This is a genomic window from Halorubellus litoreus (genome assembly GCF_055378595.1).
Map to the genome: position 1 here is coordinate 3,122,363 of NZ_AP043836.1, position 25,800 is coordinate 3,148,162.

A 25,800-nucleotide genomic window follows, 5' to 3' on the forward strand; every position below is an offset into this window, starting at 1 on the left:
CGGCGCGCATATAATTCAGGGAACCGCTCGCGGCAGCGGTCGGACGACTCCGGGAACCGCTGGCCGAAGAGGAACCTTGACATTATTTCATCCCGTTCGAGAGTGCATGGGGATCGGGTTGCTGCAGTACGAACGATTGGAGGGACGGGTCGTCCTGGGGCTCTGGGTGGTCGGCCTGCTCGCGCTCGCGGTCGTGTTGAGCGCGACGCTGCGCTCCATCGGGAGCGTCCTGTTGCTCGGCGTCGGCCCGCTCGCCGTCGTCAGCGCCGTCCTCGCACAGCTCGCCGGTGTCAGCACCATCTCGCGCTATCGCACGCTCTTCGTCGGGCTCGTCGCCGCGTTCTTCGCCGTCCTCCTCGGCACCCTGTCGCTCGTCACCGGTACTGGCGTCTTCGCGCTCCTCGGGTTCGGCGCGTCCATGCTCGCCGGCGTCGCCGCGGTCGTCGCGTGAATCGAGTGCTAGCGGGTGTCGTCGCGGTCGTCGCGTGAATCGAGTGCTAGCGGGTGTCGTCGCGGTCGTCGCGTGAATCGACTGCTAGCAGGTGTCGTCGCGGTCGTCGCGTGAATCGACTGCTAGCAGGTGTCGTCGCGGCCGTCGCCCGACCCACCACTTTTCACCGAGAACGCGGAAGCACACGGTATGTCAACAGGTTCTTCCCGCGACGACCCGCTCCAGCCGCTTCGAGACGCCACCGGCACCAGTCTCCCCGCCGTCAGCGTCGTCGGCGCGCTCGTCGCGTTCCTCACCGGCTTCGTCCCCGGGTCCCCGCTCCTCGGCGGTGCCGTCGCCGGGTGGCTCCTCCGCGAGAACGGGCGCCGCGGCGCACTCGCTGGCGCACTCGCCGGCTTCCTGTTCTCGCTCCCGACGGTACTCGTCCTCTGGGCGATATTCACCGTCGCGCTCGGCGTGACGCTCCTCGGCGCCATCCCCGCCGCGTTCGGGTTCGTCGTCGTCCTCTTCGGGCTCGCTGGCGTCGCGTACACGCTCGGGCTCGGCGCGCTCGGCGGCTACCTCGGCGTCGTCGCGTACCAGCGCACGCAGGAGCCGTCGACGACCGGCGACAGCTACGGTCAGCGAACGCGCGACGACCAGTTCGACGACACCCAGTTGTAAACTACCCTACCCTACTCGCTCACGGCTTCTTCTCGCGGGCCGAAGGCCCGCTCGAATGGTCCGCGGAACTTCGTTCCGCGCTATCGCCGTTCGCTTCGTTGAGGGTAGGGCTTTCGCGTGGACTCCCGTTCTGGCCGCCGTCAGCGGCAGGCTCGTAATCGCCATTCACGTTCAACGTCCCGCGATTCAAGCGCACGTTTACGGGTGCGCCTCCGCTCGACGACTTTTGCGCCGAGCGGAGCTGCTTCAGACCGATGTTCTTCGCCGCGTTGTAGTCGGCGTTCACTTCGTACCCACACTTCTGGCAACAGAACCGCTCTTGGGTCTGGCGGTTCTCTCGGAGTGTCGTCCCGCACTTCGAACACCGTTGAGAGGTGTACTCGGGATTCACCTCTTCAATCGAGATACCGACTATCTCAGCCTTGTACTCGACGTACTCGAACAGGCGTCGGAACGCCCATGCGTGGAACTGCTTGGCGCGAGGCATCCGCTCACGAATCCCAGTCAGGTTCTCGAACGCTATCACGTCGCAGTCGTGTTCGACGGCTTCCGCGACGAGTTCCTTCGAGACAGTGTGTAAGAAGTGGTCGTAGCGTCCCGTCTCGGTACGTCCGACCGACTGGATGGTTTCGTGGGCAGCCCGCGTGCCACGCTGTTGGAGCGACCCGCGTCGCTTCTCGAACTCGCGGTGCCAGTGGTTCAACTCTGACCCACTCCAGAACTCGCCTGTGGATGTGACGGCGACGTTCTCGATGCCGAGGTCAACGCCGAGGACTGTGCTGTGCTCGTCGTTGCCGTCGTCGGCAGTCTCGAACTCCACGTCCGCCTTTGTTCGGACGTGAAGGTAGAACTCGCCGTCGCGGTAGTGCAGTTCCGCGCCCGTCACTTCGTAGTCGTCGTCGAAGAGATACTCCGAGTGTGGCGTCTCGCGGCTCTCGTCGGGAAGAACGTACTCGGCGGTGATGCGTTCGTCGACGGTCGAGAGCGTCGCGTGGTCGTCGTTGAACGTCGCGCACCGCTTGTCGTAGACGAGCGTCGGGGCTGTGAACCGTGGTTTCCCCGCGTGGTCGCCTTGCTTCCAGCGTGCGACGACGCTCTGGACGGCGTCGGCGGCCTTGTTGCGGGCGTTCTGGACGAGATTCGCTTGGAGCCGCGTCTCGGCTCGCACGTCGTCGTAGGTTTCGCGTTGGAGTTCGGCTTTGCTCGTGGTCTTGTACTCGCCTTGCCAGGCGTGGTCGACGACGTAGTTTGCGGCCCACAGGAACTCGGAGATGGTCTCGTGGAGGCTGGCAGCGTCGCTGTCGGTTACGTCGAGTTTGACCGGAACAGTGCGCCGTACCTCCATCCGTACTTCAGATGTAGACCTATGTTTTTATATTAGTGACGATTCAGTGGGGGAGTCGGCCACCCATCGAGCGTAGGTAGTGTCGTCCCGTGTCGGTTTCCTCTCCGACCTACTCGCTCGCTACGCTCGCTCCTTGAGGTCGGAGGCTCCACCTTGAATTATGCTGAAACGACCGCCCGAGCGTACGCCGAGACGGATACCGACGACCGAACGCACCAAAACAGTGTTCTCAGCCCGTGAGACGCGGGGACTGGTTTACTATCTCCGCCGTCGTAGGAGGTGTATGAACGAGTACTCGACGACCCCGGACGCCGGCCGGTCCCGTAGCGGGTTCGTCAACGCCCTCCTGGGCGCCGTCGTCATGGTCGTCTTCAGCTGGATTCCGTTCGTGCCCGTCGTCGGCGGCGCGCTCTCGGGCTACCTCGAAGCCGGGGAACGCGACGCGACGCGGTCGGTCTCGCGGCGCGGCATCCGCGTCGGCGCGCTCGCCGGCCTGCTCGCCGCGATACCCGCACTCCTCGTCATCGGCCTCGTCGGGTCCCTGTTCACCGTCGGCTGGGTCGGTCTCGTCGCCTCGAGCGGCGGCGGCCCCGGCGTCGCGCTCGGCCTCCCGGTGTTCGCGTGGATCGTCGTCGCGTTCGTCGTCGTCGTCGCCGTCCTCTACCACGTCGTGCTCAGCGCGCTCGGCGGCTGGCTCGGCGCGGAACTCGCCGCGAGAGACGACCGTCGGTTCGACACCACCCCGCGCCCGACCGAGCGAACCGGGTCCCACGACGGCGAACCCGACCACGTCGACGACCACGCCGACGACAAAGGCGACGACGAACGCGACGACGCGTTCGCTCGGGAGCGCGACGACCGAACCGAGTACTGACCCACTCGGACGACCACCATCGTTTTTACTGACACCCTGCGAAGGCCCGGTATGGCTTACAGCTACGAACCCCACTACTTCGAGGACATGGAGGTCGGGAAGACGTTCGAGAGCGCTGGACGCACCGTCACCGAATCGGACTTCGTCTTCCACTCGATGTTCGCCGACGACTGGACGGAACTCCACACGAACGCAGAGTACAGCGAGGACGGCCCGTTCGGCGAACGCATCGGGCACGGTCCGATGACGTTCATCCTCACCACCGGGATGGTCCAGCGCTGCGGGTTCGTCGAACGCACCGTCATCGCGTTCCTCGGCATGAACTACATGGACGTCCCGAACCCCCTCACCATCGGCGACACCATCAACGCCGAGTTCGAGGTGACGGACAAACAGGACTTCGAGAGCCGCGAGGACGCCGGCCTCGTCGTCATCGACGGCACCACGTGGAATCAGGACGACGAGGTCCTCCTCGAGGGCGACATGAAGTTCATGTTCAAGAAGCGTTCCGCGTACGAGGACGACCCTGACTCGCCCTGAGCGTCGATTCCGGCGACGACCCCGACTCGCCCTGAGCGTCGATTCCGGCGACGACCCCGACTCGCCCTGAGCGTCGATTCCGGCGACGACCCCCGCCTCGCGCTACGACCCGTTGGACGGGAACCGAACCGTCTGGTTTTTTGTCACTCTGTCGTCGTGTGTGCGATATGTCGATTGAAGTAGCTCTCATCGCGTTCGTCCTCGGTGGGTTCGCGACCACGTGGGGGTACAAGCGTCGGGCCTACCATCAGGCCATCGCGGGGACGCCGACGTCGCGAATCCTCGACGTCGACGAACCCGGACTCGTCGAGGTAAAGGGCGAGGTCGTCGAGGCAGCGGACGGGAACTCGAAACTCCAGGCACCACTTTCCGGAACGGCCTGCGTCGCCGCCGGCTGGGAGGTCGAGGAGTGGGACGAGACCGGCGACAACAGCGATTGGCGGACCATCGCCGAAGGCTACGACTCCGTGCCGTTCCGCGTCGACGACGGAAGTGCAGAGATACGCGTCGAACCCGGTGCCGACGCCGATTCGAGCAGTTGGACGTCGAACGTCTCGCTGGGTGACCTCGACCACAGCGTCTCCGTCGACGGGAAGACGCTCGACTTCCAGACGCTCGGCGTCCGCCATCAGGTCGCACCCGACGACCCGAAGCCCGCGCGCGTCGAGGAGTTCGAGCTTCGCGCACCCGGTATCGACGAGCAGACGGGGTCGATGTTCAACGCGATCGACTTCGGGAACGCGCACGGCGAACGCAAGTACAGCGAAGGCGTCGTCGAGCCCGGTGATAGCGTGTACCTCCTCGGGACGGTCGAACCGACGGACGGGGACGCGCACCCCGACCGACGGCTGCGGCCCGAGGACGCGGTCGTGACGCCCGCCGGCGACGACGAGTTCATCCTGTCGACGCGCAGCGAGGACGAGTTACTGAGCAAAGCCCGGTACGGACTCCCCGCGATGGTGGTCGGTGCGATGGTGATGGCCGCGAGCGTGCTCTACGCGGTCGGCCTCTGATCGTTCGCTCCTGGAAGCAGGGTTACAGCGAGTGCGAAGCGTTTTGCGTCCGCGCCGGGGAGTACGGCGCATGGACGTTCGGTCGTACCTCTCGTCGACGCGATTCGTCGTCGTCGTCACCGCTATCGCGGTCGCCATCCCAACCGGCTACTTCGTCACCGACCTCGTCGGGAACGAGTCACTGGGGTTCCTGACGATGTTCGTTCTCGGGGTGTCGGTGCCGCGGACGTACTCGCGGTCGTGGCCGGAGCACGACGCGCGCTGGCACGGCGTCGCGTGGGCCGTCGGCGCGTGTGCGGCCGCGCTCGTCGTCGTCCTCGTCGCGCACGTCGCGACGAGCACCGTCCTCGACGAGTTCTGGGCTGCCGTGGGCGCGTTCCTCGTCGTCGAACTCTTGCTCTCGGCTGCCTCGCGCTCGCTCGAATCGGCCGAGGCCGGAACTGGCGGCGAGGAAGATCCCTCGTCCACGGACGTCGAGGGCTCCGACTGACCGGTTCCGGGAATCCCGAACGGCGTCACTGGCTCACCCCGGCGAAACGAGTTATCTGACCGGCAGGACTTTGTACGGCTGCGTGAGTTCTGGAACGATATGGCGTACACGCTCTGGCTTCGGCTCGCCATCGCGGGCGTCGGCGTCCTCGCCGTCGCGTGGGCGCTCCGCCGCCGCGCGATGTTCTCGCTCATCAGAGGCACGCCGGTCGTGGACGCGGCCGACGCCCAGCCGGGCGACCGGGTCGCGGTCTCCGGCACCGTCGAACTGGTCGACGACGACGCGGTCGTCCGCCCGGAGTTCCAGGACGACGACGCCGTCGTCGCGGCCTGGCGAACCGAGGAGTTCCGCACGCACCGCCAGCACACCGATAGTCCGACGGACGTCGTCGACGACGGGCAGACGTTCAGCCAGAACTGGGAGGAGGTCTCCACGGGGTATCGCTCCACGCCGTTCTACGTTCGCGACGACACGGGACGTGTGCTCGTCGACGCGGGCGCGAACGTCAGGAACGAACCCGCTGGCGTCGCGGCCACCGGAACGCTCGGGAACAGCGTCACGGACGGCGAGACGGTCGTGTCGTTCTCGTCGTTCGAGGCGCACACGCCGAAGTCGTTCGACGTCACCGCCGCCGAGGCCGCCGGTGCGAGCGGCCAACAGGAGAGCATCGAGGTCCCGTTCTCGCCCGGCGCCGAGGACGGCGAGCGCGAGCACGAGGAGGCGACGCTCGAACCCGGCGACGACGTCTTCGTGCTCGGCGAGGTGACCCGGACGGCTGTGGACGTCGACACCGACGCCCGCAGCGAGCGAACGGTCGTCGCTCGCGACTCCGGGCCGTTCGTGCTCTCGGACCGCGGCCGCACCGAACTCCTCGTTCACTCCGGGTTCGCGTTCCCCGCGGCGGTCGTCGGCGTTGCACTCGTCGCGTTCGCCGCGCTCGCGTTCTGACCGCGACGGGCCGTCCTCGGCCGCGCTCGCGTCGGTACTGCCGACCCGACCGCAACCGGAACGACCTTGTGTCCAGGCGGACAGGAGTGAAACCAAGTATGGCCGTGCCTATGCCCGTCGCTGGCCTGGCCGTCGTCCTCGGTGCGCTCGTCGCGGGGTACGGATGGCGGTCCGGGGTCACGGCCCGAGCCCTGTCGAACACGCCGGTGTCGGACGTCGAGGCGCTCACCGAACCCGGGCCCGTCGCCCTGCACGGCGTCGCACGCAAACCCGACTTCACCGGGAACCGCGCCCCGTTCTCCGCGCGGAGCTACCTCGTCGCCGGGTGGACGGTCGAGGAGTGGCGAGAGAGCGACAGCGGCAGTCGGTGGTCGACGCTCGCTACCGGCCACGAGGCCGTGCCGTTCGTCCTCGAGGACGACACCGGAACCGTCGCCATCGACTTCTCGGAGGACGCGGACGTCACCGTGGACCCGGACCGGATGCGGGAACGACACGAGGTCGCGCCCGACGACTCGCCGCCGCGAGCCGTGAAGGTCTTCGAGACGAAGACCGACGGCATCCCCGAACAGCGAGGGTCGAACCTGAACGTGCTCGATACCGAGCGGAGGGACGGCACGCGCCGGTACAGCGAGGGCCTCGTCACGCCCGACGAGGAGGTGTACGTCCTCGGCACCGCCGAGCGCCGCGACGGCGACCTCGTCGTCACCGGAGACGGCCCCGCGGTCGTTTCCACGGCCGCCCCCGAAGCCGTCGACGCGGGCGGCGGACCCTGGCGGCTCTACGTCCTGCTGGGCGTGGCTCTCGTCGTCGCGGGACTCTCGGCGATTCCGGCGAACTGGTTCCTCGTCGGCTGAGTCCAACGGCAACGCGGGCGTCGTCGCCGACGCGTCGGCGTTGCGGACGTGTCGGCGTCGCGCTCGTCGCGTTCGCCGCGCTCGCGTTCTGACCGCGACCCGTCGCGGGTCCAGCGATGGGTACGTTTTTGCGAGTGGCAGTACCAGGCCAACGTATGAGTCTCCCGGACGTGCTCGCGGACGAACCGCGGGCTATCGACACGCACGCCCACCAGCCGACCGAGGAGTTCCTGTTCACCGCCGGCGGCGAGATGATGCAGGACGCCGCGGAGCGCTTCGGGAAGGAGATGGTGCCGAACGACTACGAGCAGATGCGCGAGGAGTACGAGCGCGCCGGTATCGCGAAAGCGGTCCTGCTCGGGTGGGACGCGGAGACGAACACCGGGAATCCGCCGGTCCCGAACGACTACGTCGCCGAGGTTCGGGACGAGCACGACGACTTCTTCGTCGGGTTCGGGAGCGTCGACCCCCTGAAGGACGACTGCGTCGAGGAAGCCATCCGCTGCGTCGAGGACCTCGACCTCTCCGGGTTCAAGTTCCAGCAGATCGCGCAGGGGTTCGACCCGAGCGACCCCGAGCACGAGGACCTCTGGAACACCATCGAGGACCTCGGCGTGCCCTGCGTCTTCCACGGCGGGAACTCGACGCTCGGCGCGTGCGCGCCCGGTGGCCGTGGCCTGAAGATCAAGTACGGGAACCCGATGCTGCTCGACGACGTCGCCGCCGACCACCCCGACCTCCAGATGCTCATCGCGCACCCCGCGTTCCCCTGGGAGAAGGAGCAACTCGCCATCTGCCAGCAGAAGGGCAACGTCTACATGGACCTCTCCGGGTGGATGCCGAAGTACATCGACGACCAGGTCCTGCACTACGCGAAGACCGTCCTCAAGGACAAGGTGATGTTCGGCACCGACTACCCGATGCTCGACCCCCAGAAGTGGATGGAGCAGTTCGCGAACCTCGAGTACAGCGAGGAGGTCCAGCGAAAGCTCCTCTGGGAGAACGCCGAGGAGTTCCTCGGGCTCTGAGGCACGCGTCACTGTTTCGGGAAGCGTCACGAATATGCAGAGAGGGGGCGTCGGGCGACGATTCGCTCGGCTCGGAATTCCGGTAACTATTGAATCAACCCGGGATTATTGAACGCCCCTGAACGTAATCATCGTTGATGCACAAGCCGCTACTGGTCACGGACTTCCTCGACCGAGCCCGCCGGCACTACGCCGACGAGACGGCCGTCGTCGCGACGACGGGCGACCGCTACACGTACCGCGAACTCGGCGCGCGCGCCGACGCGTTCTCCGCGTTCCTCCAGACCGAAGGGGTCGCGAAGGGCGACCGCGTCGCCGTCCTCGACCCGAACACGCACTACCAGCTCGAAGCCGCGTACGGAATCATGCAGCTCGGCGCCGTCCACACGCCCCTGAACTACCGGCTCACGCCCGACGACTACGCGTACATCCTCGAGGACGCCGGCGTCGACGTCGTCTACGCGGACCACGAGTACGCCGAGAAGATACAGGCCGTCCGCGACGACGTCCCCACCGAGTTGTTCGTGACGGACGACCCGGACGCCGTCGACGGCGACTGGCGCGACGTCGAGACCGAACTCGACGCACGCCTCGACGCCGACGGTGCCGGCGCCGACTACGAGCGCCCGGAGATGGCCGAGGACGACGTCGTCACCATCAACTACACCTCGGGCACCACGGGCGACCCGAAGGGCGTCTGCCGCACGCACCGGGCGGAGACCCTCCACTCGTACCTCGTCACCGCCCACCAGGAGATATCGGACGACGACGTCTACCTGTGGACGCTCCCGATGTTCCACGTCAACGGCTGGGGGCACATCTACTCCATCACGGGCAACGGCGCGACGCACGTCTGCACGCGCGGCGTCGACGCCGCCGACGTCTTCGACGCCATCCAGACCGAGGACGTCTCGTACCTCTGCGCGGCCCCCACGGTCCTGAACATGCTCATGGACTACTACGACCAGCACGACGGCGACGTCGCGACGACGGGCGCGAACCCCGTGCGCGCCGCGACCGCGGGCGCCGCCCCGCCGGAGTCCACGCTCCGCACCGTCGAGGGCGAGTTCGGGTGGACGCTCATGCACGTCTACGGCGCGACCGAGACCGGGCCGCTCATCACGACCTCGCACGCGCCGCGGCACTTCGCGGACAAGTCCGACGACGAGCGGTTCGGCCTCATGAAACGCCAGGGCATCGGGTACCTCGGAACCGAAGTCCGCGTCGTCGACGAGGACGGCGAGGACGTCCCGCGGGACGGGTCGACCATCGGCGAGATCGTCGTCCGCGGGAACCAGGTGATGGAGAAGTACTGGAACAAGCCAGAGGCGACCGAGGAGGCGTTCAGCGAACGCCGCGAGGGCTACTACCACATGGGCGACCTGGCGACGTGGGACGAGAACGGGTTCGTCGCCATCCAGGACCGCAAGAAGGACATCATCATCTCCGGCGGCGAGAACATCTCCACCATCGAACTCGAGGACGTCCTCTACGAGCACCCCGAGGTGTCCAAGGCCGCGGTCATCCCCGCGCCGAGCGACCGGTGGGGTGAGACGCCGAAGGCGTTCGTGGTGCTCGCTCCGGACGCGAGCGTGGACGCGGACGGCCTGAAGGACTTCGTCGCCGACCGCGTCGCGAGCTTCAAACGGATCACGCGCGTCGAGTTCGTCGAGGAACTCCCCGAGACCGCGACCGGGAAGGTCCAGAAGTACGAGCTCCGGCAGCGGGAGTGGGACGGCGAGGAGTCGATGGTCGGCCAGGGCTGACGCGCTCGCGAGCGCCTCGTCCTCCTCGCCGACGACGGCGTCGTCGCCGACCGGCCGTGGACGCGGGGAAGTCGACCGCCTTTTCTCCGTGCGCTCGCTACCGGGAGCGTGATGGGAGTCGTCGCCACCGGGTCGATACACGGCCATTCGTACGTTCGCGTCCAGGGTGGCGGCGACGCCGACGGCGTCCTCGTCGTCGTCCCCGGGTTGAACGACCCATTGAAGCGCGTCGGCGATGCCCGCTGGTTCGCGGGACTCATGGCGCTCTATCTGCGTCGATACCGGGACGCCCGCACGGTCTACATGTTGTCGCGACCGCCGGGACTCGCCGGTGCGCGAACGACCCGCGAGATGGCCGGGCACTACGCGACGGCGCTCGACGCGCTCGCGACCGCGGAGGGCGTCGAGCGCGTCGACCTCCTGGGGCTGTCGCTCGGCGGGTTCGTCGTCCAGCACCTCGCCGCGGACCGCCCGGACCGCGTCGACCGCGCGATACTCGGCCTCGCCGGCACCGAGCTGTCGACCGCGGGCGAGACCAGGCTCCAGCGCTGGCGTGCACTCGCCAGAGGGGAACGCTGGGGGCCGATCTACCGGGACGCGTACGGACTCGTCGCCACCGGATTGCGCGCGAAACTCCTCCAGGCGGGGAGCGCGGGCTACGACCTGCTCGCGACTCCCAGGCATCCGAGCGACTTCACGGCGTCCGTCGACGCCAGTCTCGCGCACGACGGCCGGGACGCCCTCCACGACGTGCCCGTCCCGACGCTCGTCGTCGGCGGCACCGACGACCCGTTCTTCGACGAGCGCGGGTTCCGCGACGCCACCCGCCGCCTCCCGGACGGCCGGCTCGCGCTCCTCGACGGCGTCGGGCACGACGCGGTCATCGAACACCCCGAAGCGTTCGACGGCGCGATCCGTCGGTTCCTCACCGCGGACGCGTAGATACCCCGTCGTTCAGTCCCACTCGGGGTCGCGGCCCTCGAGGAACGCGTCCACGCCCTCCTCGTGCTCGTCCATCATGTACGCTTGCACCTGCATGTGGTTCTCGTAGTCCAGGGCCTTCCGCCAGTCGTTGTCGAGGTTCTCGTGGATCGCTTGCTTCGTCATCCCGACGGTCCGCGTCGGCCGTCGGCCGAGCTTCCCGCAGATGGCGTCGACCGCCTCGTCGAGGTCCTCGGGGTCGACCGCCTCGTTCACGAGGTCGATGCGTTCGGCCTCCTCGCCGTCGAAGAACTCGCCGGTCATCGTCAGTCGCTTCGCGGTCCGGAGCCCGAGGAGCTTCGGGAGCGTGAACGTCGCGCCCGTGTCCGGGATGAGACCGATGCGGATGAACGCACACGAGAACGTCGCGTCCGGGACGGTGTACGCGAAGTCCGCGGCCGCGACGATGGCCAGGCCCGCACCGACGCAGTCGCCGTTCACCTTCGCCACCACCGGCACCTGCGACTGCATGATCGTCGCCGCCGCGCGGTTGAACGAGTCCGCGACGCGCTCGTAGGCCTCGTGGGGGCCCTCTTCGCGTTGCTTCATCGCCTGGATGTCCCCGCCCGCGGAGAACGCCGGGTCGTCGCCCGTGATGACGACCGCGTCGTGCTCCTCGACGGACGCCTCGTCGACCGCGTCCGCGAGTTCCTCCGCCACCTCGATGTCCATCGCGTTCATCATCCCCGGTCGGTCGAACGTTATCGTCCGCACGCCGTCTTCGTCTGCTACTCGCATACCTCGTTGAACTCTCCATTGGTGCTTAATTGTTCGGGGGTCACCACGGGAGTCACCGTCCCGACGACCGGCGCCCGGACCACGCCGGTAGCCTTCGAGGAAGACCGCGACCACCCCCGAGGGCTCGTTCGGTACGACTCGACGAACCGACGGGGTGCTCTCACCGGATTCGGCCGTACCGGATGGAAACCCTCAAAACCTTCCCGAGCGCACGGCTATCCGACATGGCAACACGGGCGCCTCGGGCCGGAGACGCGGCCGCCATCGGACAGGTCGCGCTCATCGGACTCTTCGTCACGGCACTCGCGACCGCACAGCTCACCGCAAGCAAACTCCTCATGTTCGGCCTCCCGCTCTCGCTCCCCGTCACCGGCGCCGCCATCATCCTCCCGGGTGCGGCGCTCGCGTACGCCCTCACGTTCTTCGCGAGCGACTGCTACGCCGAACTCTACGGCCGCAAGGCGGCGACCGTGATGGTGAACGTCGGGTTCGCGATGAACTTCGTCGTCCTCCTGCTGGTCTGGTCGACGATCAACGCGCCGGCGCTCCCCGACCAGCCCATCGACCCGTCGACGTTCGCGACCGTCCTCGGCGCGAGCACGAACATCGTCCTCGGGTCGCTGCTCGCGTACGTCGTCAGCCAGAACTGGGACGTCTACGTCTTCCACCGCATCCGCGATTACACCGACGGCGAGAAGCTCTGGCTCCGCAACATCGGGTCGACCGCCACGAGCCAGTTCCTCGACACCGTCATCTTCGTGACGGTGGCGTTCGCCATCGCGCCCGCCGTCCTCGGCACCGGCGGGGCCACACCGACGAACGTCATCCTCTCGCTCATCGTCGGCCAGTACGTCTTCAAGCTCCTCGTCGCACTCGTCGACACGCCGTTCGTCTACGCGGTCGTCGCGCTCGTCGAGGCATACGGCGACGGCAGCACGCAGGCCGAACCCGCGACGCGATAGACCAGCGGCCGTCCACCACTCGGTACGTCAGTCACCGCGCCGACCCACCACGTTTTATCTCGCCGCCGGCCGGAGGGCCGGTATGGACATCGAAGCGTTCTTCGAGGAGATGCCGTTCGCCGACCTGCTCGGCGTGGACGTGACCGAAGCAGCGGACGGCCACGCCGAAGGATACCTGGAGATGCGCGAGGACCTGTCGTGGAACGCCGACCGCCTGATGGCCCACGGCGGCGTGACGTTCACGCTCGCCGACACCGTCGGCGGCGCCGCGCTCGTCTCTGAAGTCGACCAGCCCGTCCCCACCATCGACATGCGCATCGACTACCTCGACGCCGGCACCGGCGACCTGCGCGCGGAAGCGGACGTCGTCCGCGTCGGCGGCGACGTCGGCACCGTCGACGTCGAAGTCTTCGCCGTCGAGGACGACACCCTCGTCGCCGACGCCCGCGGCGTCTACAAGACTGGATAACGGAACCGGCGGCCTGGAGGCCGCCGGATGCTCGCCTATCCGCAGCGTCTACAAGACTGGATAACGGAACCGGCGGCCTGGAGGCCGCCGGATGCTCGCCTATCCGCAGCGTCTACAAGACTGGATAACGGAACCGGCGGCCTGGAGGCCGCCGGATGCTCGCCTATCCGCAGCGTCTACAAGACTGGATAACGACCGGTATCGGTTCGCCGTCGCTCGAACGGTGACGGCGCCCCTCGACCCACCGAACCACGGCGAACGACGAGCACCGTCGGCGATGACCGCCCTTGTGCCCATCACACTAAAGAACGCGCAGCGACGTTTCCATCTATACTCGTCGCCATGGCCTGGCAGTTCACGCCGTACGTCATCCCGACCGCCGTCTCCGCGACGCTCTCGTTCGCGCTGTTCGCGTACATCGTCACGATCCGTCGACGGAAACTCGATCTGCTGGTCGTCCGCGCGTTCGTCCTCCTGACGCTCTCCATCGCGGCGTGGGGGTTCGGTGACGTCCTCCAGCTCAGCGCGACGACGCTCGCCGCGAAGCGAGCGTTCCTCGCCGTCCAGTACGTCGGTGCTGCCGGCGGCACCCTCGGGTTGCTCGCGTTCGCGCTCGCGTACACCGACAACGACCGCTGGGTGAACCGGTGGACGTTCGGTCCGCTCGTCGTCGAAGCCATCGCCATCTTCGCGTTACTCCTAACGAGCCCGCGGTACCACCAGCTCTACGTCGTCGCCGTCGACACCCAGACCATCGCGGGCGTCGTTCAACTCGAACGGTCGCTCGGACCGGCCGCTCGCGCACACGTGCTCGTCTCCTACCTCGTCATCGTGACGTCCATCAGCCTCCTCGTTCGCAAGGCGATCCGGTCGGAGAGTCTCTTCCGCGCGCAATCGCTCGCCGTCGTCGTCGGCGTCACCCTCCCGTTCCTCATGAACGTCGTCTGGTTCCTCGGACAAGGACCGCAGAACAACGTCGACCTCACCGTCGTCGGGTTCGGGTTCGCCGTCTTCCCGCTCTGGTACGCGGTCTCCCGGCACGACCTGCTGCGTATCTCGCCGGTCGCTCGCGACACCGTCATCGAGGACATGCAGGACGCGGTCGTCGTCGTCGACGACACCGACCACATCGTCGACGCGAACCCCGCGGTCGCCACGCTCGGCACGCCGGACGTCTCCGAACTCGTGGGGAAGAACGCGACGAACGCGTTCCCGTTCCTCGAACCCGCCGTCTCCCCCGCCGTGAAGACGCCGGACGAGGTGACCGTCGACGCGGGCGAGGACACGAAGCACTTCGACGTGAACGTGCAGTCGCTCTCGGACGCCGACCACGGGACGCGGCTCGTCCTCCTCCGCGACGTCACCGAGCGTCGTCGCGTCGAGGAACGCTACCAGCGGCTCATCGAGAACTCCTCGGACATGATAACCGTCCTCGCCGCGGACGGCACAATCAAGTACGACAGCCCCGCCATCGAGTCCCTCCTCGGGTACGACCAGGACGAGTGGGTCGGACGCGAGGGCCGGGAGCGATTGCATCCCGACGACCGCGACCGCATCGTCGCCGAGTTCCGCAACGGCGTCGACGACCCGGGGTACGAGACGCGCGTCGAGTACCGCATCCGGCACGCCGACGGCTCGTATCGCGTGTTCGAGACGTTCGCGTCGAACCTCGTCCACGACCCGGTCGTCGACGGCGTCGTCCTGAACTCGCGGGACGTCACCGAGCGCAACCGCCGGGAGCGCGAACTCGAACGCACGAACGAGCGCCTGGACGAGTTCGCGAGCGTCGTCAGTCACGACCTCCGGAATCCGCTGACTGTCGGGAACGGCTACCTCGAGATGGCGCGCGACGGCGACCTCGACGCGCTCGACGAGGTCGCGGCCGCGCACGAACGCATGGAGCGGATCATCGACGACGCGCTCGCGTTGGCTCGGGAAGGCGATTCCGTCGAAGGCGTGACGACGGTGTCGCTCGATTCGGTCGTCGAGGACGCCTGGGATTCGGTCGCGACCGCCGAGGCGACGCTCGACGCCAGCACGGGCGCGACCATCGAAGCCGACCGGTCGCGGCTCCAGCGACTCCTCGAGAACCTGTTCCGGAACGCCGTGGAGCACGGCGGTCGCGACGTCTCGGTGACCGTCGACGTCGAGTACGAAGACGACGGCGACGCTTCGGACACGCCCGAGGACCGGGCGGTCGTCGCGTTCGCCGTGGGTGACGACGGCGACGGCATCCCGCCGGCCGAACGCGACTCGGTGTTCGAATCCGGCGTCACGTCCCGACAGGACGGGACCGGGTTCGGGCTCGCGATCGTCGAGACCATCGCGAACGCGCACGACTGGTCGGTGGCTGTCACCGAGAGCGACGCCGGCGGCGCGCGCTTCGTCGTCGCCGTCGCCGGCGAGCGGGACCGCGCGGCGTCGGGCGCGCCGAGCGACGTGACCGGGGAAAAGGCGGACGACTGAACTCTCCGGGAGCGGCCGCGAGTTCACCCGAACAGCTGGTCGAAGACCGCGGCCTGCCCGCGGCGGAGGCGTTCGAGGAACGCGGACTTGCTGACGCCGAGCGCGTCGGCGACCTCGCCCGCGTCCACGCGCCGCGGGACCTCGAAGTACCCGAGGTCGTACGCGGTCCGCATCGCCTCCTCCTGTGCGGTCGTGAACGGCCAGCGTTCCGCGACCGCCTGGTCGTCCTCTGAGCCGAGCGGGTAGATGCGCTGGAGCGTCACGCCGACGGTCTCGCCCGCGGCCGCCATCACCCCCTCGAGGACGTCCCGGCCGACGACCGCGCCCGTGTAACGCTCCTCGCCCTCGTCGTACCGCAGCGACTCCACCATGAACCCCGCGTCGGTGAGTCGCTGGACGACGCACGGGTGCTTCGAGAGACACCGGAAGTTGACGCGCTCGTCGACGCGCGCCGCGTGCAGATACCGGAGGCGGTCGTCGGTGTCGAGGACGTCCGCGAGCGCGTCCGCATCGCTCGCGCTCGCCGAGCACTGCAGGAGCACGTTCCCGTCCTGGCGTAACTGCGGCGGGTTCGCGTCCACGGTGGTCTCCGTCTCGCGCGTGGCGGCGGCGAGCGGGCAGTCGTCGCCGGTGACGCGGAACTCGACGACGAGACACTCCTCTATCACGCGACCATCACGACAGCCACTACCACCCACGGGTACTTAAGGCCCGTACATGTGGTGGTGTACTCGTTTGTCGCTGGACGTGCTACGTGATGATGAACCATTATGGACATCGAGGAGGTCAAACGTCGAGCGGGCCCGCGCGAGTTCAGCCCCAAAGACGACCTGCCAGAGGAGTACCGGAAAGCCGCGACCCGCATGATCCAGTTCCACGCGAACTCCGAGATCATGGGCGCGTACCTCGAACGCCCCTTCATCCGCGAAGCCCCCAGCCTCGACCGCAAGCTCGCGTGCAGCGCGAAGGTCCAGGACGAGATCGGGCACGGCCAACTCCTCTACCGAGCGGCCGAGTCCCTCGGCCTGAAGACGCGCGACGAGATGCTCGACGAGCTCGCCAACGGCGAAGGGAAGTTCCTGAACTGCTTCCACTACCCGATGGACGACTGGGTCGAGACGCCGATGATCGCGTTCTTCGTCGACGGCGCCGCGATGCGACGCCAGGCGACGCTCAAGCGCACGAGCTGGGAGCCGTACGCCCACGCGATGGACAAGGTCTGCTTCGAGGAGGGCTTCCACGTCAAGCACGGCGAAGCCATCCTCCACGAGCTCATGACGGGCTCGAAGAAGGAGCAGGAGATGACCCAGGAGGCCTTCGAGGAGTGGTGGCCGCGCATCATCCAGTTCTTCGGGCCGACGAACGACAAGTCCACGCACCACGGGTTCGCGAGCGAGGTCGGCCTCAAGCAGATGGGGAACGACGAGCTCCGGAACGCGTTCCTGAACGCGTACATCCCGAAGGCGAAGAAGTACGGCCTCGAGATCCCCGACGAGCCGCGTATCCGCGAGAACGACGACGGCACGTACGAGGTCGTCGAGGAGGACCTGGACTGGGACGAGTTCTTCACCATCGCGAAGAACGACTACGACGGCAGCCACCAGCAGATAAACGGCCGGCAGGCCGCACAGGAGGCCGTCGACTGGGTCCGCGAGGTCCTCGACGAGCACGAGGCTCGCGAGTTCGGTGGCACGCAACAGCAGGCGGCTGATTAAGACCATGATCTGGGAAGTATTCCGCCAGGAGAACGCTGGCGACTACCACGAGCACTGCGGGAACGTGCACGCGCCCGACCGACAGATGGCGCTCATGTTCGCGGAGGTCCAGCACGCACGACGGAAGCCGACGAACAGCCTGTGGGTCGCGCCGAAGGACGAGATCGGCGAGGTCGACACGGAGGACGCGAAGTTCGGCGGGACGACCGACAAGTCCTACCGGTGGGCGTCCACGTACGACTTCGAGGCGGCGGCGTCGGAGGTCGCGGAGTCCACCGACGAGCAGGTCGAAGCGGAGCGCCGTCGGAAGGTCCAGCAGGAGAAGCAGGAAGCGCAAGGTGGTGACTGATGGCGGTCAAAGAGTCACTGCCGGCGCCCGACGAGTTGAGTGACGAGCAACAGGAGGCCGTCGAGCACCTCCTCTATCGGCTCGCGGACGACGAGTTCGTGATCGCGGAGCGGTACACGGAGTGGCAGGTGCGGTCCCCGACGCTGGAGTCGGACCTGGCGCTGTCGAACATCGCGCAGGACGAACTCGGGCACGCCCGCCTCTGGTACGACCTCCTCGAGGACTTCGGGTACACGGAGAGCGAGCTCGTCTGGGAGCGCGACCCCGGCGAGTGGCGTCACAGTACGCTCGTCGAGCAGCCGTTCGCGGAGGGCGACTGGGCGGACGCCATCGTCCGGTCGTACCTCTACGACCAGGCGGAGTACATCCGCCTGGAGGCGCTCGAGGAGTCGTCGTACCCGCGCATCCGCGACCGCGTCCCGAAGATCGTTCAGGAGGAGGACTATCACCGCGAGCACGCCGAGAACTGGATGAGTCGACTCGCGGAGGAGAAACAGGGATTGGAGCGACTCCAGGAGGCGTTCGACCGGTTGTTCCCGTACGCGCTCACGTTGTTCGCGCCGACGGACGAGGAAGTCGAGGACCGCATCGACGACCTCGGCCTGCGGACGGAACCGCTCGACGTCATGCGCGAGGAGTGGCTGGACGTCGTCGTCCCGTTCTTCCAGGACCTCGGCGTGAACGTGGACGACGCGGAACTCCCCGAGCAGTACGATGTCCACCACAGCGAGTTCGAACTCCCCGAGCACGTCGGCCGCGACCAGTCCCACACGGACGCGTGGTTCGACCTCCAGGAGGAGTTCACGCACACGTACCGGAAGCTCGATCGCCACGAGGCGAACCGCATCATGAAGGACCCCGACGAGGCCTGACGTCTCGTCATCAACTGAGAGAGATACCACACGATGGATAGTGACGTACCCTACGACCCAAGCGACGTCCCGACGGACGTCGACGCATCACCAGACGACTGCGACGAGCCCGCTGCGACGGCGTGCGCGTACACCGAGTACGAGTACGTCGACGCGCCGACCACCGAGGAGCTCCCGGCGACGGGCGCCGACGCCGACGGCGTCGAGCGCGCGGTCTGGGACGAGCTCTACGACATCGAGGACCCCGAGATGCCCGTGAGCATCGTCGACCTCGGCCTGCTGTACGGCGTCACCGTGGAGGACGGCCACGCGGAGGTCGACATGACGTTGACGTACTCGGGGTGTCCGGCTCGCGAGATGCTGATGAGCGAGGTCGAGGAGCGCGTCGCGAGCGTCGACGGCGTCGACGACGTGAATCTCCGCCTCGTGTGGAACCCGCCGTGGGGCCTCGAGATGGTGACCGAACAGGGCAAGGCCGACCTGAACGACTTCGGCCTGAGCGTCTAGCATGAGTCGACGACTCGACCCCTCAGTCCAGACGAGCGGCGACATGGAGGGCGCGGAGTGCCCGTACTGCGGGTCGACGGAGACCGAACGCGAACACCCGAAAGGCCCGTCGCTGTGCCGCTCCATGCACTACTGCAACAGCTGCGAGCAACCGTTCGAGAAGTTCGAATAACTGACCGCGCGAGCATACGGCGTCCGCGAGGACGCCGTTTCTGCGTGAACTGACCGCGCGAGCATACGGCGTCCGCGAGGACGCCGTTTCTGCGTGAACTGACCGCGCGAGCATACGGCGTCCGCGAGGACGCCGTTTCTGCGTGAACTGACCGCGCGAGCATACGGCGTCCGCGAGGACGCCGTTTCTGCGTGAACTGACCGCGCGAGCATACGGCGTCCGCGAGGGCGCCGTTTCTGCGTGAACTGACCGCGCGAGCATACGGCGTCCGCGAGGACGCCGTCTGTCCGGCGTTGGGACTCCGGGGGCGACGTCATGGTTTGGCTTCGAACACCAGACTGGTCGGGGTTTCGGCTGCGCGACGGAAGCGCGTGAAGCCACCTTCGGTCACGACCTCTCTGGTCTTGTCTTCGCCTGCTTGCGCACCGAGCGCGTACCCGACGTCCTGACTCAGCGAGTTCGGCGTGCAGGCAAGCGTCGAGATGGCGTACCCGAGGCGACCGAAGGGGGTGAGGTTCTCTTCGACTCGGTCGTTGGCGTACGGTTCGACGATCATCCACGACTCCTCCGGCTGGATCGTCTCTCGGACGTGTGCTGCGACGCCGACCGGGTCACCCATGTCGTGATAGCAGTTGAACATCGTGACGAGGTCGTAGTCGGCCCCGTCGTACTCTCTGGCGGTCGCCACTTCGAAGCTGACGCGATCGGCGACGCCCGCCGATGCTGCGCGTTCTCGGGCGACCGATATCGAGTCATCGTGGTAGTCGATGCCGACGACCGTCGAGTTGGGGTACGCGTTCGCGATGCGGATCGTCGGCGCGCCGTGACCGCAGCCCACGTCGACGATGCGACCGCCGGACTTCAGTCGTGGTTCGATGCCGTCGAGCGCTCCGATCCAGTCGAGGAGGAACGCTCCGTAGGACGGCCCGAAGAAGCGTTCGGTGCCGTGGAAGACGTCCTCGTCGTGTTCGTGCCAACCGATGCCCTCGCCGGTTCGGAAGGCCTCCTGGAGGTCCGGCGCTATCTTGGCGACGGAGCCGACGAGCTGGAACGCTCCCGGCATGAAGACGGGGCTGTCCTCGTCGGCGAGGAGGTGCGCCTGTTCGGGGGTGAGGGAGTAGCGCTCCGTCTCGGGGTCGTAGGTGACGTATCCGCCGGCGGCCTGTGAACGCAGCCACTCGCGGACGTAGCGCTCGGCGGTTCCGGTGCGTTCGGCGAGTTCGGCGGTGGTGAGTGGTCCCGTCTCGTCCAGTGTGGCGTACAGGCCGAGTTCGTCGCCGATGACCGCGAGCGCGGCGTGAACCGTCGCGCCGAGGTCGACGAGCGACGACTCCACGAGTTCACCGAGTTCCGCCTGGTCGAGGGAGTCCGTCCGAGTGTCGGTAGTCATCACACTACATGGTACGGGGACTCGTTAGTTATATGCGATTGATAAGAGCCTCTCACGGGATGCGAGTGTCCCACGCAACGGAACGCCCGAGGTGCTCCCAACGGGAGGCCGGCCAGTGGTCGCAGGAGTCGCGCGAACGAGGAGCGCCCGCGAGCGGAAGGTCTGCATCGTTCCAGGACAACTTACTGACGGGCAATTCGCCTTCGGAACGGTTGGTCTCGTGGTCCTGGACTCCCCGGAGATACAGTAAAGCCCACGGAGAACCATCGTACTCGAATGGTGACGCCGCTTGAGGAGGTCGAGTTCCTCGCGCGGTCAGAGTATCGCGTCGAAGTCCTCGAACTCTTGCACGGAACCCCGCGGGAATATTCGGACCTCCGAGCGGGGACTCCCGCCTCGAACGCGACGGTGCACCGCATCCTCTCCGAGTTCCGGGATCGCGGATGGGTGCGTCGTACGCGGCGCGAGTACGAACTCACGGTCCCGGGGACGTTCGTCGTCGAGACGTTCGACGACGTCCTGACTCGAATCGCCGCCGAAACCCGGCTCCGAGGCATCTGGCAGTGGATTCCGGCGGGCTTCCTCGACGACGACCTGGAGCCGTACCGCGATGCCGTCGTGACGACCGCGAGTCCGAGCGACCCCTTCGTCGCCGATGAGCGATGTGCGTCGTTCCTCCGACAGACATCGACGCTACGTGGCTTCGACGCCGTCGTGAGCTCCCCGAGAAGCGTCCGGGTCCTCGCAGAACGGATCCTGGACGGGCTCGCCGTCGAGTTCATCGTGACGCCCGCCGTCATCGAGCGACTCGAGGAATCGTACCCGGAGACGTATCGAACGGTCACCGCGAGCGACCACTTCACGCTCTGGTCGAACGGCGACCTGCCGCTCGTTCAGCTCATGATATTCGACGACCGCGTCGGCATCGGTGGATACGACGACAGGACCGGCAAGCTCGCGGTGTACGTCGACACGGACGATTCCGCCGTCCGCGACTGGGCAATCGCGACGGTCGAGGAGCAACGAGACGGTGCGACGGTGGCGGGGGCGACCCGACCACTGGCCTGACCGCGGCATCGCTCCCGTCGGACGCCTCGGCGCTCGCACGACCGACGAGTGCCGTCCGACCGCCCGGTGAGACGCACCACTTTTGATGACGGCGCATCGTGCTAGCGGGTATGACACGCGAGCCGTTGGCGACGCTCCGCGCGACCCGGAGCGCCGTCAGGCGCATGGTGGGGGTCGCGTCGCTCGCGACGGACGGTGACGCGTACTACGACGAGATGCTGGTGCGCGTCACGGACGACAGCGTCGAGACGCCGGCCGGGAAGCGCGACACGTCGATGGCGGCGTACTGTTCGGTCGCGCACGAGGCGTTCGATGACGTCACGCTCCATATCGACGGTCCGGCGGTCGCGATCTTCGATATCGATGCGGCGCTCGGGTGGCTGGAGTGGTTGGCGGCGGAGCAGGTGGAGGTCGTCCTGCTCGGTGACCCCGAGGATGCGTTCGCTGGGACGCTCGAGCTTCGGACGGCTGCGGAGACCGTGCAGGTAGCGTGTCGTCACGGCCCGGAGGTTCTCGGGACGGTGACGACGGAGCTGCCGTCGCGGTTCGACGACGAGAACCGGTTCAGGCTCGAGGACGGGTCGGTCGCGCCGACGCGCGTGCAGACGGACGCTGCGTCGCTCGAACGGCTCGCGGACGCGGTCGACCTCGCGGAGACCGTCGACGGGTACCCGTTCGTCGTCGAGAACGGCGAGTTCGTGCTGGACGTCGGGAGCGAGCTGTCGCTCGCGCACGCCACCGCGACGCTCCCCGGGGAGGTGACGGGGCCGGACGTCTCGAACCGGTACAGTGCGGAGCTCGCGGCGCTAGCGCGAGCGCTCTCCGGTGATATCGTCGTGCAGACGGGGCCGGGCGAGCCGCTGGTCGTCGTGCAGGCTCGCGAGCTGTTCACGCTCCGCTACGTGCTGTTGCCGGCGTCGTGGTGAGAACGAGACGGGTCGCCACCCAGCGGCCCGCGTCGGTTCGTGGTTACGACGGTCGCCCGAGTTCGAGTGTGTAGTCTGAGCGGATCCAGGCGTCGGTGTTCTCCTCGTCGTAGATCTCTACGCTGCCGTCGTCGGCGTCGCGGGCGCAGAACCTGTTCTCTATCTCGGGCGGGTCGGCGGTCGTCGCTTCGTCGTTCGTGCTGTTCATGGGGGGAGTCGTGCGGGCTGTGGCCCGCGCGATGCTAACTATTGCCGAGGGACTGATGAACATAAGCTTTCCGGGGGTGTGTGTGGAACGTCCTTCCAGGGGTCGGGATTCCTCTAGGATGTTCTAGGACGGGGCGAGTCCTGGTTGGAATCGGGTGCCCGCGCCGGACGTGCGCAGTCGTCGGTGCGGGTGCGTGCCGAGTCGGGGGCGTTAACCCGATGGCCCGAGGAGTGAGTGCTATGACAGACGACGGGTGGTTCGCGAACTGCGAGCCCGGTGACGTCGACGCGGCGGCCGCGGCGGTCCGCGACGGGTCCGCGACCGAGCCCGCTGATTGGCCGGCGCGAGCGGTCGACGTCGGGTTCGCGCCCGACGAGGCCGCGTACTACGACGCGCTCCACGAGGCGACGGTCGCGGCGGCGCGCGCCGAGGCCGTCGAACGGGAGCGCGCGGACGACCAGCAGCTCGTGCACGCGGTTCGTGCGATGGACGATTGCGCGCGCACCGCGAACGAGCTCGCCGAGCGTGCGGCGGAGTGGGCGGGTGCGCTCTTCGACGTCTCCGGCGGTGGCGTCGCGCTCGCCGAGGACGTCGCGAGTCGGACCGCGGAGACGCCCGCGGAGGAACGCGCGATATCGCTCGCCGAGCGCGTCGTCGAACTCGACGCGGAAGCCGAGGACCTTCGCGGGTTCATCGAACAGCAGGCGCCGACGGTCGCGCCGAACCTCGCGTCGATGGCCGGGCCGGTGCTCGCGGCACGACTCGTCTCGCTCGCTGGGAGCCTGGAGTCCCTCGCGAAGAAGCCGAGCGGGACCGTCCAGGTGCTCGGCGCGGAGGACGCGCTGTTCGCGCACCTCCGCGGTCGCGCGTCCTCGCCGAAGCACGGCATCATCTACACGCACGAGTACGTCCGCGGCACGCACCCCGAGAACCGCGGGAGCGCGGCGCGTGCACTCGCCGGGAAGCTCTCCATCGCGGCGCGCATCGACCACTACAGCGGGGACCCCAAACCTGAGATAGAGGCGGAACTCGACGAGCGCATCGCCACCATCCGCGCTCGCACCGGCGACGAACTGCCCGACGACGCTGGCGGTGACGACGCGGGCGGAGACACCACCGGCAGTGACCACGGAGGTGCGGGCGAATGACGGACGCACCCGCTCCCGAGGACGTCGCGCTCCCCGATGGATTGGTGCGCCGGGACTTCGGCGGCGGTGAGACCCTCGCGACCGAGGGGCCGGTCGTCGGCCCGGAGGCGACGGATGGCGACTGGCGTGCGTGGGACGCCTCGCGGTCGAAGCTCGCCGCGACGTACGCGGCCGGACTCGACCCGGGGCTGTCCGCGGACGCGACGGTCCTGTACCTCGGCGCTGCCGCCGGCACCACCGTGAGCCACGTCGCGGACGTCGCCGGACCGACGTACGCCGTCGAGTTCGCGCCGCGGCCCGTGCGGGACCTCTGTCGGGTCGCCGACGACCGCGACCGGCTGTTCCCGCTGCTCGCCGACGCCCGGAAGCCCGAGTCGTACGCGCACGTCGTCGAAACCGACTGTGACCTCCTCGTGCAGGACGTCGCGACGCGCGGCCAGGCCGAGGTGGCGCTCCGGAACCGCCAGTTCCTGGCTGACGACGGTCGGCTCGCGCTCGCCATCAAGGCCCGCAGCGAGGACGTCACCGGTGACCCGACCGACGTCTTCGACGCCGTCCTCGACGACCTCCGCGACGGCTACGAGGTCCTCGAGACCGCGAGCCTCGAACCGTACCACGACGACCACCTCGCGGTCGTCGCCCGACCGCGCTGACCGTCGGTCCTCACGTCGCCGGGGCGCGCTCGTGCACGGCGACCTGCCGACTCCGTACTCCTTTTATCACGTGCGAGCGAACGTGGCGTCGATGGACAAGCGCGGGTCGCGCGAGGCGTTCGAGGACGCGGGGACACTCGGCATCGAGGAGGAGTTCTTCGTCGTCGACGAGGCCGGCCGTCCGGTCTCCGGGAGCGACGCCCTCGTGTACGACGCCGACCCGCCCGAGCTACTGGACGGTCGGCTCGACCACGAGCTGTTCAAGACCGTCATCGAGACGCAGACGCCGAAGTGCGAGGACCTCGCGGACGCCCGCGAGAACCTCCACGCGGTCCGGGAGGCGCTCGTCGACTTCGCGGCGAGCGAGGGGTACCGGGTCGCGGGCGCCGGCCTCCACCCGGGCGCTCGGTGGCGCGAACTCGAACACGCCGAGAAACCCAGGTACCGGAGTCAACTCGACCGCATCCAGTACCCCCAGCATCGGAACACGACCGCAGGGCTGCACGTGCACGTCGGCGTGGACGACGCGGACGCGGCGACGTGGATCGCGAACGAACTCCGCTGGTACCTCCCACCGATGCTCGCGCTCGCCGCGAACTCGCCGTTCTGGGACGGCTACGACACCGGCCTGGCGTCGGCTCGCGCGAAGATATTCGAGGGCCTCCCGAACACCGGGATGCCGACCGCGTTCGACGGCTACGACGACTTCGCCGCGTTCGAGAACCGCATGATAGATACCGAGAGCATCCGCGACCGCGGAGAGCTCTGGTACGACGTCCGCCCGCACTCCGGGCACGGGACCGTCGAGATTCGAGCGCCCGACGGACAAGCGGACCCCGACGTCGTGTTCGCGTTCGTCGAGTACGTGCACGCGCTCGTCGCGGACCTCCGCGAGCGATACGCGGACCTCGCGGCGCCGTGGGACGACCGAGGCAGCGGGTACCCCCATCAGCATCGTCGCGAACTCCTCGACGAGAACAAGTGGCGGGCGCTCCGGCACGGCCACGACGCCGAGTTCGTCGCGCTCGAGGGCGACGGCACGGTCCCGCTCGGCGAGCTCGTGGACCGCGAGTGCGACCGCCTCGGGGTCACCGGCATCCGCGACGTCCTCGACGCGGACAGCGGCGCCGAACGACAGCGCCGCATCCTGGAGACCGAAGGGTTCGACGCGCTCTGCGAATCGCTCGTTCTCGGTGAGTGA

Annotated in this window: 29 protein-coding genes; 24 read left to right on the plus strand and 5 right to left on the minus strand. The window is 67.8% G+C overall.

What is annotated here, in order from left to right; translation table 11 throughout:
* The first annotated feature begins 106 nt into the window (after positions 1-106).
* Entirely contained in the window at positions 107-451 is a 345-nt protein-coding gene (locus tag ACZ48X_RS19750) for a hypothetical protein (RefSeq protein ID WP_336350784.1), read from the plus strand.
* Between the two features lie 189 nt (positions 452-640).
* Positions 641-1,114 carry a DUF5518 domain-containing protein gene (locus tag ACZ48X_RS19755; RefSeq protein WP_336350783.1) on the plus strand — a complete coding sequence of 158 codons (474 nt, stop codon included), beginning with the start codon at positions 641-643 and terminating at the stop codon, positions 1,112-1,114.
* A gap of 19 nt (positions 1,115-1,133) precedes the next feature.
* Here ACZ48X_RS19755 and ACZ48X_RS19760 read toward each other — a convergent pair whose 3' ends face one another.
* Entirely contained in the window at positions 1,134-2,459 is a 1,326-nt protein-coding gene (locus ACZ48X_RS19760; RefSeq protein ID WP_336350782.1) for an RNA-guided endonuclease InsQ/TnpB family protein, read from the minus strand.
* Between the two features lie 283 nt (positions 2,460-2,742).
* Between ACZ48X_RS19760 and ACZ48X_RS19765 the strand changes: the two genes are divergently transcribed.
* The 9 genes from ACZ48X_RS19765 to ACZ48X_RS19805 all read left to right on the plus strand — a co-directional run bounded on the left by ACZ48X_RS19765 (position 2,743) and on the right by ACZ48X_RS19805 (position 10,917).
* Positions 2,743-3,333: a DUF5518 domain-containing protein gene (locus tag ACZ48X_RS19765; protein ID WP_336350781.1), complete on the plus strand. Its 591-nt coding sequence runs from the start codon at positions 2,743-2,745 to the stop codon at positions 3,331-3,333.
* Positions 3,334-3,384: 51 nt separating this feature from the next.
* The gene (locus ACZ48X_RS19770) at positions 3,385-3,873 is read left to right on the plus strand and encodes a MaoC/PaaZ C-terminal domain-containing protein (protein ID WP_336350780.1); all 489 of its coding nucleotides are present in this window, start codon (positions 3,385-3,387) and stop codon (positions 3,871-3,873) included.
* A gap of 167 nt (positions 3,874-4,040) precedes the next feature.
* Positions 4,041-4,886 (plus strand): hypothetical protein, encoded by an 846-nt coding sequence (locus tag ACZ48X_RS19775; RefSeq protein WP_336350779.1) that lies wholly within the window; start codon positions 4,041-4,043, stop codon positions 4,884-4,886.
* 70 nt (positions 4,887-4,956) lie between these two features.
* Positions 4,957-5,376, plus strand: a complete 420-nt coding sequence (locus tag ACZ48X_RS19780) for a hypothetical protein (RefSeq protein WP_336350778.1) — start codon at positions 4,957-4,959, stop codon at positions 5,374-5,376.
* Positions 5,377-5,475: 99 nt separating this feature from the next.
* On the plus strand, positions 5,476-6,324 hold the full coding sequence (locus tag ACZ48X_RS19785; protein ID WP_336350777.1) for a GIDE domain-containing protein: 849 nt from the start codon (positions 5,476-5,478) through the stop codon (positions 6,322-6,324).
* Between the two features lie 98 nt (positions 6,325-6,422).
* The gene (locus tag ACZ48X_RS19790; protein ID WP_336350776.1) at positions 6,423-7,181 is read left to right on the plus strand and encodes a GIDE domain-containing protein; all 759 of its coding nucleotides are present in this window, start codon (positions 6,423-6,425) and stop codon (positions 7,179-7,181) included.
* A 155-nt stretch (positions 7,182-7,336) separates the two neighbouring features.
* A complete protein-coding gene (locus tag ACZ48X_RS19795) occupies positions 7,337-8,209 on the plus strand; it encodes an amidohydrolase family protein (RefSeq protein ID WP_336350775.1) in 873 nt (290 codons plus the stop codon).
* Positions 8,210-8,346: 137 nt separating this feature from the next.
* On the plus strand, positions 8,347-9,975 hold the full coding sequence (locus ACZ48X_RS19800) for a long-chain-fatty-acid--CoA ligase (protein ID WP_336350774.1): 1,629 nt from the start codon (positions 8,347-8,349) through the stop codon (positions 9,973-9,975).
* 111 nt (positions 9,976-10,086) lie between these two features.
* Positions 10,087-10,917, plus strand: coding sequence for an alpha/beta fold hydrolase (locus ACZ48X_RS19805; RefSeq protein ID WP_336350773.1), 831 nt, complete (start codon positions 10,087-10,089; stop codon positions 10,915-10,917).
* A 12-nt stretch (positions 10,918-10,929) separates the two neighbouring features.
* Here ACZ48X_RS19805 and ACZ48X_RS19810 read toward each other — a convergent pair whose 3' ends face one another.
* Positions 10,930-11,694, minus strand: coding sequence for an enoyl-CoA hydratase/isomerase family protein (locus ACZ48X_RS19810; RefSeq protein WP_336350772.1), 765 nt, complete (start codon positions 11,692-11,694; stop codon positions 10,930-10,932).
* Positions 11,695-11,918: 224 nt separating this feature from the next.
* Between ACZ48X_RS19810 and ACZ48X_RS19815 the strand changes: the two genes are divergently transcribed.
* The 3 genes from ACZ48X_RS19815 (at position 11,919) to ACZ48X_RS19825 (ending at position 15,591) form a co-directional block, all read left to right on the plus strand.
* On the plus strand, positions 11,919-12,656 hold the full coding sequence (locus ACZ48X_RS19815; protein WP_336350771.1) for a queuosine precursor transporter: 738 nt from the start codon (positions 11,919-11,921) through the stop codon (positions 12,654-12,656).
* A gap of 82 nt (positions 12,657-12,738) precedes the next feature.
* Positions 12,739-13,125 carry a PaaI family thioesterase gene (locus ACZ48X_RS19820; RefSeq protein ID WP_336350770.1) on the plus strand — a complete coding sequence of 129 codons (387 nt, stop codon included), beginning with the start codon at positions 12,739-12,741 and terminating at the stop codon, positions 13,123-13,125.
* Positions 13,126-13,467: 342 nt separating this feature from the next.
* Complete coding sequence (locus ACZ48X_RS19825; RefSeq protein WP_336350769.1) at positions 13,468-15,591, plus strand: sensor histidine kinase; 2,124 nt, start codon at positions 13,468-13,470, stop codon at positions 15,589-15,591.
* A 23-nt stretch (positions 15,592-15,614) separates the two neighbouring features.
* On the opposite strand, the gene ACZ48X_RS19830 is transcribed toward ACZ48X_RS19825, so the two are convergent.
* Positions 15,615-16,259, minus strand: coding sequence for a helix-turn-helix domain-containing protein (locus ACZ48X_RS19830; RefSeq protein WP_336350768.1), 645 nt, complete (start codon positions 16,257-16,259; stop codon positions 15,615-15,617).
* Between the two features lie 102 nt (positions 16,260-16,361).
* Here ACZ48X_RS19830 and paaA point away from each other — a divergent pair, with 102 nt between their 5' ends.
* Genes paaA through paaE form a run of 5 tightly spaced genes read left to right on the plus strand, consistent with a single transcriptional unit; the run spans position 16,362 to position 19,206 of the window.
* Positions 16,362-17,306 carry a 1,2-phenylacetyl-CoA epoxidase subunit PaaA gene (paaA, locus tag ACZ48X_RS19835; protein WP_336350767.1) on the plus strand — a complete coding sequence of 315 codons (945 nt, stop codon included), beginning with the start codon at positions 16,362-16,364 and terminating at the stop codon, positions 17,304-17,306.
* Between the two features lie 4 nt (positions 17,307-17,310).
* Positions 17,311-17,655, plus strand: a complete 345-nt coding sequence (paaB, locus tag ACZ48X_RS19840) for a 1,2-phenylacetyl-CoA epoxidase subunit PaaB (protein ID WP_336350766.1) — start codon at positions 17,311-17,313, stop codon at positions 17,653-17,655.
* Complete coding sequence (gene paaC / locus ACZ48X_RS19845) at positions 17,655-18,527, plus strand: 1,2-phenylacetyl-CoA epoxidase subunit PaaC (RefSeq protein ID WP_336350765.1); 873 nt, start codon at positions 17,655-17,657, stop codon at positions 18,525-18,527. Before paaB ends, paaC begins: the two co-directional genes overlap by 1 nt.
* A 33-nt stretch (positions 18,528-18,560) precedes the next feature.
* Positions 18,561-19,034 carry a 1,2-phenylacetyl-CoA epoxidase subunit PaaD gene (gene paaD, locus ACZ48X_RS19850; RefSeq protein WP_336350764.1) on the plus strand — a complete coding sequence of 158 codons (474 nt, stop codon included), beginning with the start codon at positions 18,561-18,563 and terminating at the stop codon, positions 19,032-19,034.
* A gap of 1 nt (position 19,035) precedes the next feature.
* On the plus strand, positions 19,036-19,206 hold the full coding sequence (gene paaE / locus ACZ48X_RS19855; RefSeq protein ID WP_227130773.1) for a 1,2-phenylacetyl-CoA epoxidase subunit PaaE: 171 nt from the start codon (positions 19,036-19,038) through the stop codon (positions 19,204-19,206).
* 313 nt (positions 19,207-19,519) lie between these two features.
* Here the strand turns inward: paaE and ACZ48X_RS19860 are convergent, their stop codons facing one another.
* A complete protein-coding gene (locus ACZ48X_RS19860; RefSeq protein WP_336350763.1) occupies positions 19,520-20,596 on the minus strand; it encodes a methyltransferase domain-containing protein in 1,077 nt (358 codons plus the stop codon).
* A gap of 276 nt (positions 20,597-20,872) precedes the next feature.
* Between ACZ48X_RS19860 and ACZ48X_RS19865 the strand changes: the two genes are divergently transcribed.
* The gene (locus ACZ48X_RS19865; RefSeq protein ID WP_336350762.1) at positions 20,873-21,664 is read left to right on the plus strand and encodes a helix-turn-helix transcriptional regulator; all 792 of its coding nucleotides are present in this window, start codon (positions 20,873-20,875) and stop codon (positions 21,662-21,664) included.
* Positions 21,665-21,774: 110 nt separating this feature from the next.
* Positions 21,775-22,590, plus strand: a complete 816-nt coding sequence (locus ACZ48X_RS19870; RefSeq protein ID WP_336350761.1) for a hypothetical protein — start codon at positions 21,775-21,777, stop codon at positions 22,588-22,590.
* Positions 22,591-22,633: 43 nt separating this feature from the next.
* Here the strand turns inward: ACZ48X_RS19870 and ACZ48X_RS19875 are convergent, their stop codons facing one another.
* Entirely contained in the window at positions 22,634-22,798 is a 165-nt protein-coding gene (locus ACZ48X_RS19875; protein ID WP_336350760.1) for a DUF7331 family protein, read from the minus strand.
* Positions 22,799-23,037: 239 nt separating this feature from the next.
* Here ACZ48X_RS19875 and ACZ48X_RS19880 point away from each other — a divergent pair, with 239 nt between their 5' ends.
* The 3 genes from ACZ48X_RS19880 (at position 23,038) to ACZ48X_RS19890 (ending at position 25,800) form a co-directional block, all read left to right on the plus strand.
* Positions 23,038-23,946, plus strand: a complete 909-nt coding sequence (locus ACZ48X_RS19880) for an NOP5/NOP56 family protein (RefSeq protein WP_336350759.1) — start codon at positions 23,038-23,040, stop codon at positions 23,944-23,946.
* Positions 23,943-24,599, plus strand: a complete 657-nt coding sequence (locus tag ACZ48X_RS19885; RefSeq protein WP_336350758.1) for a fibrillarin-like rRNA/tRNA 2'-O-methyltransferase — start codon at positions 23,943-23,945, stop codon at positions 24,597-24,599. Before ACZ48X_RS19880 ends, ACZ48X_RS19885 begins: the two co-directional genes overlap by 4 nt.
* Positions 24,600-24,690: 91 nt before the next feature.
* Positions 24,691-25,800: a glutamate--cysteine ligase gene (locus ACZ48X_RS19890; protein ID WP_336350757.1), complete on the plus strand. Its 1,110-nt coding sequence runs from the start codon at positions 24,691-24,693 to the stop codon at positions 25,798-25,800.

Excerpts from the sequence above, each read along its gene's own strand:
- ACZ48X_RS19750 (WP_336350784.1), top strand. The coding sequence starts at position 107 with ATGGGGATCGGGTTGCTGCAGTACGAACGATTGGAGGGACGGGTCGTC.
- ACZ48X_RS19755 (WP_336350783.1), top strand. The coding sequence starts at position 641 with ATGTCAACAGGTTCTTCCCGCGACGACCCGCTCCAGCCGCTTCGAGAC.
- ACZ48X_RS19760 (WP_336350782.1), bottom strand. The coding sequence starts at position 2,459 with ATGGAGGTACGGCGCACTGTTCCGGTCAAACTCGACGTAACCGACAGC.
- ACZ48X_RS19765 (WP_336350781.1), top strand. The coding sequence starts at position 2,743 with ATGAACGAGTACTCGACGACCCCGGACGCCGGCCGGTCCCGTAGCGGG.
- ACZ48X_RS19770 (WP_336350780.1), top strand. The coding sequence starts at position 3,385 with ATGGCTTACAGCTACGAACCCCACTACTTCGAGGACATGGAGGTCGGG.
- ACZ48X_RS19775 (WP_336350779.1), top strand. The coding sequence starts at position 4,041 with ATGTCGATTGAAGTAGCTCTCATCGCGTTCGTCCTCGGTGGGTTCGCG.
- ACZ48X_RS19780 (WP_336350778.1), top strand. The coding sequence starts at position 4,957 with ATGGACGTTCGGTCGTACCTCTCGTCGACGCGATTCGTCGTCGTCGTC.
- ACZ48X_RS19785 (WP_336350777.1), top strand. The coding sequence starts at position 5,476 with ATGGCGTACACGCTCTGGCTTCGGCTCGCCATCGCGGGCGTCGGCGTC.
- ACZ48X_RS19790 (WP_336350776.1), top strand. The coding sequence starts at position 6,423 with ATGGCCGTGCCTATGCCCGTCGCTGGCCTGGCCGTCGTCCTCGGTGCG.
- ACZ48X_RS19795 (WP_336350775.1), top strand. The coding sequence starts at position 7,337 with ATGAGTCTCCCGGACGTGCTCGCGGACGAACCGCGGGCTATCGACACG.
- ACZ48X_RS19800 (WP_336350774.1), top strand. The coding sequence starts at position 8,347 with ATGCACAAGCCGCTACTGGTCACGGACTTCCTCGACCGAGCCCGCCGG.
- ACZ48X_RS19805 (WP_336350773.1), top strand. The coding sequence starts at position 10,087 with ATGGGAGTCGTCGCCACCGGGTCGATACACGGCCATTCGTACGTTCGC.
- ACZ48X_RS19810 (WP_336350772.1), bottom strand. The coding sequence starts at position 11,694 with ATGCGAGTAGCAGACGAAGACGGCGTGCGGACGATAACGTTCGACCGA.
- ACZ48X_RS19815 (WP_336350771.1), top strand. The coding sequence starts at position 11,919 with ATGGCAACACGGGCGCCTCGGGCCGGAGACGCGGCCGCCATCGGACAG.
- ACZ48X_RS19820 (WP_336350770.1), top strand. The coding sequence starts at position 12,739 with ATGGACATCGAAGCGTTCTTCGAGGAGATGCCGTTCGCCGACCTGCTC.
- ACZ48X_RS19825 (WP_336350769.1), top strand. The coding sequence starts at position 13,468 with ATGGCCTGGCAGTTCACGCCGTACGTCATCCCGACCGCCGTCTCCGCG.
- paaA (WP_336350767.1), top strand. The coding sequence starts at position 16,362 with ATGGACATCGAGGAGGTCAAACGTCGAGCGGGCCCGCGCGAGTTCAGC.
- paaB (WP_336350766.1), top strand. The coding sequence starts at position 17,311 with ATGATCTGGGAAGTATTCCGCCAGGAGAACGCTGGCGACTACCACGAG.
- paaC (WP_336350765.1), top strand. The coding sequence starts at position 17,655 with ATGGCGGTCAAAGAGTCACTGCCGGCGCCCGACGAGTTGAGTGACGAG.
- paaD (WP_336350764.1), top strand. The coding sequence starts at position 18,561 with ATGGATAGTGACGTACCCTACGACCCAAGCGACGTCCCGACGGACGTC.
- paaE (WP_227130773.1), top strand. The coding sequence starts at position 19,036 with ATGAGTCGACGACTCGACCCCTCAGTCCAGACGAGCGGCGACATGGAG.
- ACZ48X_RS19860 (WP_336350763.1), bottom strand. The coding sequence starts at position 20,596 with ATGACTACCGACACTCGGACGGACTCCCTCGACCAGGCGGAACTCGGT.
- ACZ48X_RS19865 (WP_336350762.1), top strand. The coding sequence starts at position 20,873 with ATGGTGACGCCGCTTGAGGAGGTCGAGTTCCTCGCGCGGTCAGAGTAT.
- ACZ48X_RS19870 (WP_336350761.1), top strand. The coding sequence starts at position 21,775 with ATGACACGCGAGCCGTTGGCGACGCTCCGCGCGACCCGGAGCGCCGTC.
- ACZ48X_RS19875 (WP_336350760.1), bottom strand. The coding sequence starts at position 22,798 with ATGAACAGCACGAACGACGAAGCGACGACCGCCGACCCGCCCGAGATA.
- ACZ48X_RS19880 (WP_336350759.1), top strand. The coding sequence starts at position 23,038 with ATGACAGACGACGGGTGGTTCGCGAACTGCGAGCCCGGTGACGTCGAC.
- ACZ48X_RS19885 (WP_336350758.1), top strand. The coding sequence starts at position 23,943 with ATGACGGACGCACCCGCTCCCGAGGACGTCGCGCTCCCCGATGGATTG.
- ACZ48X_RS19890 (WP_336350757.1), top strand. The coding sequence starts at position 24,691 with ATGGACAAGCGCGGGTCGCGCGAGGCGTTCGAGGACGCGGGGACACTC.